Below are 10,183 nucleotides of genomic sequence, written 5' to 3' on the forward strand. Positions count from 1 at the left end.
GCTGACAAGGAAGACTGCAGTTTTCTTCTTCATTTTCAAGACCGATCCTGTCATTTCGCCTGCAATATCGATGGAAGAATTCGGAAAGGTCGTAGGTTATTTGGGGGAAGAGGCCAAAAGGTACTGATTCTGGCTTAACATAATGGCTAATTTTGTTATTCATGAGATGACATTGGTCCTACACACTAAAATAGTTCCACATGCCACTAATTCACATGAGCTCTGAAATACCCAAATGGACAGCTTCAGGTGACTGGTTTGATGTTTGCAGTTGCAGTGTTCCTTGTCCGTGTATATTTGCTCAAGCTCCTACTAACGGACAATGCGAAGGCGTCTTGGCGTATCATGTCAGGAACGGGACGTATGGCGAAACTTCACTTAACGGGCTGAATGTACTTGCACTTTCGTACTTTAAAGGCAACATCTGGGCTGGTGAAACAAAAGCGAGTGTTGCATTCTTTCTTGACGAGCGAGCTGACCACCAACAGAGACACGCTCTTCAGATGATATTTACAGGTAAGGCAGGAGGATTCATGGCAAACTTTGCAAAGCTCATAGGAGAGGATCGCGGAATGAATTTCGTTCCCATAAAATTTGAAGTAGCAGAAGACCTAGCATCTTGGAGTGCAACAATTCCCGGAAAGGTTACTGTTGCAGCTGAAGCATTGACTGGGCCCATGACTCCACCGGGCAAGAGAGTCCAAACATTAAACGCTCCGGGAAGCGAAGTAGGACCTGGTACGGTCGCAACGTGGGGAGTCGCGACAGCAGACGAAGTAACTGCTCCAGAAGTGCGCTTTAGCTGGAAGAGAAAAGGGAACTCGAGCAAGCACATTCCATTCAACTGGACTGGTCCCTAATAGTTCTGCGCTCTACTATCATTATCTCAGGGATTATTACATAATCACTACTAATGCAACGTGCGGAAGCCATCAACAGAGCTAATTGTGCTCAACTCACGCATACTAGGCGAGTATGTGCAAGGTAAAGGCTAGTGTCATTGCCTATTGATCTTGAGTAAAATGTCCTTTGAGAAGAATAAACCTCAAATGATATCTTGCTGAATCTAAAGAATTACAACTATGGTAAAGGATTTGTACTGTATATGCAAAACAACAATAATCAGTCTCGATTAGTACAATCGCACTTAAATAAAACAGCAAAGATGGGTATTTGACATGATTGGGGCTTCAGATGCCAGAGTGCTAAAAACTATTCCACTGGTTGTAATCCTTGGAATGTCTGTGTTTTCGACTATACTTGTCAGCGCGCCTGCCTTCGCTGTCCTAGTAGATAATCATTTGTCCAACAAAGCAGCGTACTAGTATTGATTAATAGTACATGTGCACATCACTTGGTATCGAGCACTTTTTGCTTATTTTTGTACACAAGCCCGTTGATAAATACTATGTGTATTTAGCATCGAGTATCTATAAATAGCAAGTCAGGCGTATTGCACTAGCAATGGTGATGTACGGTCCGGGCCCATTCCTGTACACAGTGTTCATCATTGTCTCGTGGATAATCATGCTTTATACTCTAAACTTTTACTACTTGGCATACCAGTCCAAGACCAAGAAAGGCCCGCGCCAAATAGCAAGGGCGCCGTCTCTGGCCTCGCTGCCGGCCGTTACCATACAATTGCCATTATACAATGAAAAGTACGTGGCCCGCCGGCTCATCAGCGCGGTCTGCGGCATGGACTACCCGAAAGAAAAGATGCAGATACAGCTGCTGGATGACTCGGATGATGACACGGTTGACCTCATCCGCGCAATTGTCGACGAATACCGCTTCAAGGGCTTTGACATCGTGCACGTGCGCAGGGCCGACAGGACAGGGTACAAGGCCGGCGCGCTCAAGGAAGGGATGAAGAGCGCAACGGGCGAATTCATTGCGATATTTGACGCCGACTTTATCCCGCCGGCCAACTTTTTGAAGCACCTTCTCGGCCACTTTGGCGACCCCAAGATGGGCTTTGTCCAGTGCAAATGGGGCCACGTCAACGAGGACTACTCAACGATGACATGGGCCGAGGCGGTCTCGCTTGACATCCACTTTCTGGTGGAGCAAAAGGCCAAGAGCCAGAACCAGATAATACTCAACTTCAACGGCACGGCAGGGATATGGAGGAAGTCGTGCATCGAGGACGCGGGCGGCTGGCACACGGGCACCCTTGTGGAGGACATGGACCTGAGCTACCGCGCCCAGATGAAGGGCTGGAAGTGCAAATTCCTGGACGACTTTGTCGTCGACGCAGAACTGCCCGTGCAGATGAACGCTGCCAAGCGCCAGCAGTTCAGATGGGCCAAGGGCTCGATACAGGTCGCACAAAAGCTGCTGGTGGAAGTGATCATAAACCGCAAGGTGACGGCCGAATCAAAGGTGCAGGCGATGGTGCACATGACCCGCCACATCGTCAACCCGCTCTTCCTTGCACAGTTCCTAATATTTCCAATGCTCCTTGCGATGGACTTTACGCTGTACCAGGGCGACTGGGCACCGCTTGCAGTGAGCGCAATATACATCGCGCTAGGGCCAGGCGGATACCTGCTTGTCATAAACAAGGTCTGGCAGCGCCAGTGGAAGGGCAAGGCCAAGCAGTTCTTTTTCCTGAACTTCTTTGCGGCAGGGATGACCGTCAACAATTCGGTGGGGGTATTTGACGCGCTGTTCGGCCGCAAGAACGAGTTTCTGCGCACGCCCAAGTTCGGCATAGTGAAGAGGGGCGATGACTGGCGCGGAAAAGAGTACGTCCTGCCATTCACCCGGACGACCTTGCTTGAGATATTCTTTGCAGTCTATGGCGTGATCTCGATATTCGTGGCGATATTTTCGGGCAACGGCCTGTACGCTCCGCTGATAGCGATGCCCACTATCGGCTTCATCTACGTCGCGTACCTGACGATAGTGCACTCGCAGTTTGGCAGGAAAAAGGTCCACCGCCTGGAATCGCCAAGGCCCGCCGTCGTGCAGCCCAAAAAAACCGCGGGGCAGAAGATCCTCTTGCCCGGCACGCTTGCGTTCCTGCTCCTTGGGGCCGGCCTTGCCTACTATGGCTACTACGCGTCGATATACCCCCTGGAGCAATCCTTGGGTCTGCTTTCAAGGGCCGAGACCGCGCAGACTCCCGAACAGCTCACGGAATACGTCGGAATGGCCAAGAGGCTGATGCCAGAGAAGGGAAACCCCGTCTGGCTTTTCCCGACCGCCCGCACGGACTTTGCAGTGCTTCACTTGCAGCTTGACGCAATGCTAGTGCGCTCGGCGCAGCTGTCAGTGCAGGAGCCCCACACCGAAGTCTACGGCGTGGCGATGGCAGACATGCACGCAGCCTCGCTTATCATACAGGAGAGCATCGAGGAGGCGATACCTTTCATCTACATCAGTCCTACGAACTTCACAATCAGCGGGGCGTGGGTCGCAGTCATACTCTCGATATTTGCCGCCATGAGGATCGCGGGCACAAAGCGCTTTCAGGAAGCGACCGCCACCGTTCATACGTGACTGGTCAGATACCCTAGTTCTTTCATCATAATGCAGACAAGAGTTATCATCATCCCAAGGAAAACATGAGAGCCAAGGATATTAACCGTTGTTCATCACTTGTGTAATTTGTTTCACCAAGAGTGCAGCGAAAAGTTGCTCTTGGACTTAAATAACAATTTAGGCCCTCTACCTCATGACCGCAGAGGAAATACTGATGAATAAGATCCTTTCTGCGGGGTCGGCCGGAGCGAAAAAGGCTGATCTGCGCAAGGAGCTTGGAGAGATCGATTCGGCACTTGAGGCCCTCGTGAGCAAGGGCGAGGTATTCATCGACAAACGCGGAAGCGCCTACTACTGCTTCCACCAGAGCCACTACGTACAGAGCCTCTTGAACACCGACCCGAGGTTCAGACTGACCTACGACATGATAAAGTCGGTAGAAGAGACTCTGAGGAGCTCGTCAAAGGAAGTCGCGCGCGCCATCGAAACGCTTGCCGGCAACGTTTCCAACCTAGCAAGGCTTGTTTCAGAGCGGGGCGTGACTGCCACCGCGCATGCGTCTGCGGCTCCTAGCAGGACAGTGAGCATTTCTGATTTCAAGGGCGAGTTTGATGCGGCGCTTGCAAACTCATCGTCGTCGATAGGCTGGGTGGAACTAGCCAAGATCCGAAACGACGTTTGTGCCAAGTGTGGTCTTTCAAACGACGAGTTCTACCGCCTGGTGGGCGAACTGACCGGCCAGTACCAGGACAAGTACGAGCTCTCCACCGGCGGGGGCGAGGGCGTGATGGTCCGGGGCCTGCTTCACGGTTTTGTGAGGTGCATCTAGGTGTACCCGTACAGGTTGGAAGAGAACCCTTACCCAAGCAGCCCGACGCCAACTCTCATGGACGCACAGATCCTCGGCGGCAGGCGCCACAAGGAGGCCAAGGCCGCAGTGCTTTCATGCTTTTCAGACCTGCATTCAAAAGTGAGCGGGGGCACCGCCACTGACAAAGATTTTCGCCTGCTTACAGTAATACAGGACGTGGGCTCTGGCAAGACCCACCTTGCGCTCCACATCAAGGGGCTCAAGGAAGTAGCCAACAACACGGTTGCGTCTTATGTTGACCTGTCAGTGGTGTCGCCAAGGAACATGAACAGCCTTTATGGCGCGATGCTGGGGGGCTTTACCGACGAATACATTGCAATTATCAGGCGCGCCGTCGTGGCTTATGTGTGTGAAAAGGCCGAGCGCGACTCTACAGCGCGTAAGGTGTTCAACTACGGATTCATGGACTCGATATCGGGCAGGAGCCTTAAGGACAAGGCCGAGCTGGTGCTTCACAACGGCATGGTGCCCAATTACTCGGCACTGACGCAGGTGCTCAAAAAAGAGTTCTCGCCAATTGAAGTCACGATACTTAAACTGGTAGTCGAAGGCAATTTCAGGGCAGACGCGCAGAACGTGTCGACCCTTGAAGACATCATCGCAAGCCTTGCAGCGCTGGCGTCGCTCAACCTGCGATTCTTAAAGCGGATAACCGTCTTCCAGCTGGACGAGTTCGAGTCGGACAGGGAAACGACCGAGTTTGTAAAAGCTGTGATAAACGCGCACATCCCTGCCGCAGCACTGATGCTGATATTCACCCCGTCCTCGTACAACGAGATAAGGCAAGCAAACGCGTCCGTGTTTGACAGGTTGGAAAAAGCCAACTACAAGGTCGACCTTGCGGGCTCGAACACCTACGAGGAAATACTTGACATAATAATGGAGTACATACGCCACCACGACGCCGGCAAGTGCTTCACGCCGGAAGAGGAAAAGGACCTTGCGGCCAAGGTGAAGGTAATCTACGACGAGTTCTCTGACTTCCGCAACGTCAGGTCGATGCTCAACATAATGTACCACACAGTGGAAAACTCTGGCAAGCGCGAATGCGCGACCATAGACGAGCAGGCCCTTGACGACACGATAAAGAACGTCTACCCAGGCCTTAGGATACGCGGAAGCGTCATGGATGTCCCAATATCGGACTTCATCAAGATCCGCCGAAACTGCAACGACATTACCACGCTAGAAGCCGGCGTACGCGACGCGGTGCGCAACTTGGTCAATTACGCCCACGAAGTCGGCGCCGTAGCCAAGCCGCAAAAGGCCAACGGTTCGGGATTTGACGTGATGTTCTCCGACCCCTACGGCACAAAAGTGGCCGTCGCCATAGTCATCAACCAGGACCACGCCAAGAGCTTTGAGCAGATATCAAACACGCTGAAAACAACGGGCTTTGTGGACAAGCTGGTCATCCTGACAAACGCCAACACGTCGGCAGGCACAAACGGCAGCGCGGTGGTCACGATGGATCGGTGCAAGATGATAGACCTCATCTACTTCAGCAACAAGTACAAGAACAGCGAGCTCGTGGAAGACGACTCGCAGCGCGCGCTGATGCTGGCCAAGTCCATCCGCATCTGCTAAAGGTTATTTTGCGGGATTGCGCAGTGATAGCAGATGCCCAAGCGGAACTTTGTGACGCTTGAAGAGTTCAAGGCCAACCTGCACAAAGAGGGCGCAACCCTCGTCGAGTTTGCGGGGGGCAAGGTTCCGTGCGTGCTGGTGAGCGCTAAAAAATACGACGAGATGCTGCAAAAAGTCTACGGCAAGAAAGTGGCGGCAGAAACGATGCTTGACATCTTTTACGATGGGCAGGACGTTTTTGTTGACGTGAACGTCAAGTTTGCCGGCACCGACTTTGAAGAGAACTTTTTGCTCTACGCAAATGACATGCTGGAATTTTTTGAGGCGCTTGCGGAAAGCGGACTCCTCGGGCTTGCGCCAAGCGAGAACACCTACACGAACTCGCAGAACGTCTTTATGATACAGCTTCCAAAAAAGGACGCGGCGGACAGGGCGCTTGTCATAATCAAGTCAAACGCCAAGAAGGCCATGAAGTAGCATGACTGATAAAAAAGACGAGGACATTCCTGAGGAGGACGACACCCACTACCAGCTGTACGGCAAGCGCGCGTGGGAAGTAGAGTACGGCGAAAAGTGCGAGAAGTGTGGCAAGCGCATCGACGAGTTTGGGTTCTGCGCGTGCGGGAGTGCACAATAAAATGCGACGGCCGGGATTTGAACCCGGGTTACCAGATTGGCAATGCACCAAAGACATTCAACAAACAAGAATTCATCGCATGGCTACAACAGCCAAAAGAACAAGGCGGCAAAGGTCAAGAACTTGACACGGCAAAAAACAACGCTTGCAGTGTAGGCAAGTTTATTGAAAGCGGTAAATCGCCTGAAGAGTTCGTAAATTCGTATGCAAATGCTTACACATACAACGGCGCATTTTTTGCTGTGAATCACTGGTGCGATTACACCGGCCAGCCAAGACTACGACTAAAGCAAAGACTATGCATACCTAAAAACCTGATAATAGCGCCCAAAGTCGAAGAAATGCAGCGTGTAATACGAGAGATTAAAGACAAGCACGTTAAGGCGTATATCGCACTGTGCGCAACTACTGGTTTACGGCCAAAACGACTGCTAAAAGCACGTTGGCACGAAATAGATTTTACAAACGGTTGGGTCAATATCAACGAGAGACATGGCAAAAAGGTTTACCGACCTAACCCTTTGCACCAAGACGTAGCTAGGCTGTTGCAAGAACTAAAGCAGACGGCAACAAGCGAGCGTATTTTTGACTTTACGTACCATAGGGTCGTAAACGCATTAAAGTCTGCAAACTCTACGATAAGGCCGAACAACTGCCGAGACTTCTTTTACAACTACGCTCGCAAGTCTGGCGCAGACCGTGATCAAATCGACTGGCTAGCAGGTCACAGCCTACCGGGCGTGAGGGCACATTATCTTGCAGACGAGCTGAAGCAAGAGTACGCGAAATTTGAACAGGCGTTTAGGCTGCTCTAGATTGATCAGCCGTGGTCTTTTTTAACATGAGAAGGCGGCACTAACATCGCCAAAGTTAAAGATTGGCAGACTAAAGATATTCTCGTGTCATTCACCTACAAAGAAGAAGACCCGTATCACGAGAGTAGAGTTATTCTTACGTCAGAAGGCGATGAATTCAAGATTCTGCTTCAAAGAAGGTTTGAACTGAACCCCAAAGAGATATGCTTTGAAATAAAAACAAATGGCGAACGTCTTGCTGGCAATTATGCAGAATTTCTTTTATTGCTTAAGGCATTACTTGCGATGCAGATTCATGACATCAACAATAAACTCTCGCCTGCGCTAGATATCGAAGAATACTTTACTAGGTATTTGCAAAACGTTTACCCTAACCTAAAACGCAAGCCAGACAAACGTAGCATAGAACAAGACAAAGAGATCTTTAGAGAATTTTATGATTCAGTGTTAGAGTCTGAAGACGACTTCGCAAAGCGAAAGAATATCGCGGTCACCACCTTTCGTAGTAAGCGAGAACGGTATGAATTACCACCCAAAAGCGCACTAGTGAGAGTGAGCAATAAGGCCGCTCGTGCCCTCGAATTCGGTAAAAAGAACTATATCTGCAAACATAAAGACTGCTGGCCGTGCCGACTAATTGAGCGAAGCTTGATGAAAAAATAACCTATTTTCGTCGTTCTAATCGCTAACTAACCGACTTGTCAAGAATACATGCATGTAGATGACAACGAAGCATAAGGTATTCTGGGGTTACGATAGTGAGTTTCTGATGTCTGGCCGTGCAAACAAGCCAGAAGATACTCAGTCGGTGCAATTCAGCAATGGCGATAAAGTCTTTGTCATAGAAGGTACAGACGAATTAAAGCGCTGGCTAGACAATCATCACCATATTAAAAGAATGTACTCTTTCGTGCTTTTGCCAGAGCTAGGCTCGCTGGTTTCGTGGCTTGGTAAAGAGCATGTTGAGGCAAAATACTTGGGCGCACAGTTGCGAGCTCACGTGACTTATCGCGGGTTTAATTGCTGGTTCTATGACACCCGGCCACTTCTAAACAGCTTTGGCTTATACAAGCTCGAAGATTGTGGCGAGGTTGTAGGCACACCAAAGCTTGACCGGCCTGCATGGCTGGGCATGAGGCACTGGCAAAATGAACAAGAGCACGATGGCTTTGTAAGGTATTCTGGCCAAGACGCATTAATTACCTCGAAAATAGTGGGCTGGCTGCATGAAAACTTCGGTATAGACCCGGCCGAATACGCCACTTCTGGCACATGGTCAAAGACTGAATTTAGGCTACCCCGACGACTGCAACTGCGCAAGAAGACAGCTATCGTGCCACCACTAGAGCGAATGGTCAAAAATATTTGCTTTGCAGGCAGGTCTGAATGCTTCGTAAACGGCTACAGCCCAAACGTTGTGTATAATGATGTCAGGTCGTTATACCCGACCTCAATAGCCGCTACACGCGCTCTAGAGATTACAGGCGCCGTGCCTTGCGGTGAAGATGAAGTGGTAATAGGCGACCCTGAACGATTCGGCTGGCTAGAAGGGGTCTTTGAGACAAATAATGACATGTGGGGGCTGCCTCTAAGAGGCAAGAACAACTTTTACGCGACCGGCATAATCACAGGGCTGTATCACAGCTTCGACTTGACCGCAGCCAAAGCGAAGCCGGTACACATTGCACGTACTTTCAAGCCGACATTTACAGACGACGATAAGATGCATGGTAAGTATGTAGGCCTGTTGATAAGCCGCTTAGACGGCAAAATGACAGAAATTGAGAAAATGGGCGCAAAAGCTCTGCTCAATTCTACTTACGGCAAGCTTGGTCAAGCAATACCAGTCATAGCGCCTACTAGCAACTTTTTCGCATTCTCTACGATACTTGCACATTCGCACTTTACCATGTCTCGATTATTTGATGCCTGCGCTACGCCTATACTTGGTACAGACACAGACTCGATTTTTTCACCCTCTGATATGTCTGGCAAACACTTCGAGTTGACAGACGGTGAGAATAGCATACCAATAACTCTCGACGTTAAAGGCAAAGGCGATCTCGTTTACTTCAGGTCAAAAAGCTACATACTGCTGAACGAAGACCAACAAGAACAATTACGAAATAATCAGAGAGTAGAAGGTGCTGTGTTCGGCCGTCATGGTTGGCAGTATTTCAAAGAAGACTTTTTCAAACTATTCGATGGCACTGTAACAGAATTGCATACACGCAAAGACATTAAGCACACACTTTCGACGAGAGAAAAAGAGGCTTTGAAGCTAGAGATCGGTCGCTGGCGAACCAAGCCTGAAACGCTAGTCTTGGCAAAAATCAAAGACCTGTTAAAGGTAGACACGAAACGTATGCGTGACATTTATGACAGCTACGGGCTCGTAATGTCTCACAAGTCTGCCGCAAGTAAGGCTTGGCCCATGAATGACATCGTAGAGATGCAAGACGACATGCTGGCATACCCACGGTTGGTGAAGAAGATAGCATGACATCGTTTAATGAAAACGATGTTAACGAATATCGCATGTTGACTTGCGGGTATCACCACAACAGCAACATGAATCGTTATCGTAGCCCTTTCTATGTCATGCAAACCGCGAAATTACGGCACGAATTTCGTACATCGCAAAATATGACTAATATTGCATGCACCGCTGTAATGCATCGCTCTAGGCCCGCCGAGCAAACATCTGGTCATCGGTTAGAAAAATCTTATAGTGAGGTTGTCGGGGTAGAATCATGCCGAGTATAGCGCCGTCAGACAAATTTT

Annotated in this window: 9 protein-coding genes; all 9 read left to right on the forward strand. The window is 49.8% G+C overall.

Annotated elements, in window-relative coordinates:
* Positions 1-215: 215 nt before the first annotated feature.
* Positions 216-860: a DUF1326 domain-containing protein gene (locus tag VGA14_RS07920; RefSeq protein ID WP_331003217.1), complete on the forward strand. Its 645-nt coding sequence runs from the start codon at positions 216-218 to the stop codon at positions 858-860.
* Between the two features lie 604 nt (positions 861-1,464).
* Positions 1,465-3,507 (forward strand): glycosyltransferase, encoded by a 2,043-nt coding sequence (locus VGA14_RS07925; RefSeq protein WP_331003218.1) that lies wholly within the window; start codon positions 1,465-1,467, stop codon positions 3,505-3,507.
* A 175-nt stretch (positions 3,508-3,682) separates the two neighbouring features.
* Entirely contained in the window at positions 3,683-4,318 is a 636-nt protein-coding gene (locus VGA14_RS07930; RefSeq protein WP_331003219.1) for a hypothetical protein, read from the forward strand.
* Positions 4,319-5,947 (forward strand): hypothetical protein, encoded by a 1,629-nt coding sequence (locus VGA14_RS07935; protein ID WP_331003220.1) that lies wholly within the window; start codon positions 4,319-4,321, stop codon positions 5,945-5,947.
* A 33-nt stretch (positions 5,948-5,980) separates the two neighbouring features.
* A complete protein-coding gene (locus VGA14_RS07940; RefSeq protein ID WP_331003221.1) occupies positions 5,981-6,424 on the forward strand; it encodes a hypothetical protein in 444 nt (147 codons plus the stop codon).
* 1 nt (position 6,425) lies between these two features.
* On the forward strand, positions 6,426-6,584 hold the full coding sequence (locus VGA14_RS07945) for a hypothetical protein (RefSeq protein WP_331003222.1): 159 nt from the start codon (positions 6,426-6,428) through the stop codon (positions 6,582-6,584).
* A gap of 17 nt (positions 6,585-6,601) precedes the next feature.
* Entirely contained in the window at positions 6,602-7,399 is a 798-nt protein-coding gene (locus VGA14_RS07950; RefSeq protein ID WP_331003223.1) for a tyrosine-type recombinase/integrase, read from the forward strand.
* An 84-nt stretch (positions 7,400-7,483) separates the two neighbouring features.
* Positions 7,484-8,062 (forward strand): hypothetical protein, encoded by a 579-nt coding sequence (locus VGA14_RS07955; protein ID WP_331003224.1) that lies wholly within the window; start codon positions 7,484-7,486, stop codon positions 8,060-8,062.
* 106 nt (positions 8,063-8,168) lie between these two features.
* Complete coding sequence (locus VGA14_RS07960) at positions 8,169-9,902, forward strand: hypothetical protein (protein ID WP_331003225.1); 1,734 nt, start codon at positions 8,169-8,171, stop codon at positions 9,900-9,902.
* The last annotated feature ends 281 nt before the right edge of the window (positions 9,903-10,183 follow it).

The sequence above is a fragment of the Nitrososphaera sp. genome (assembly GCF_036397675.1).
Classification (GTDB): Archaea; Thermoproteota; Nitrososphaeria; order Nitrososphaerales; family Nitrososphaeraceae; genus Nitrososphaera.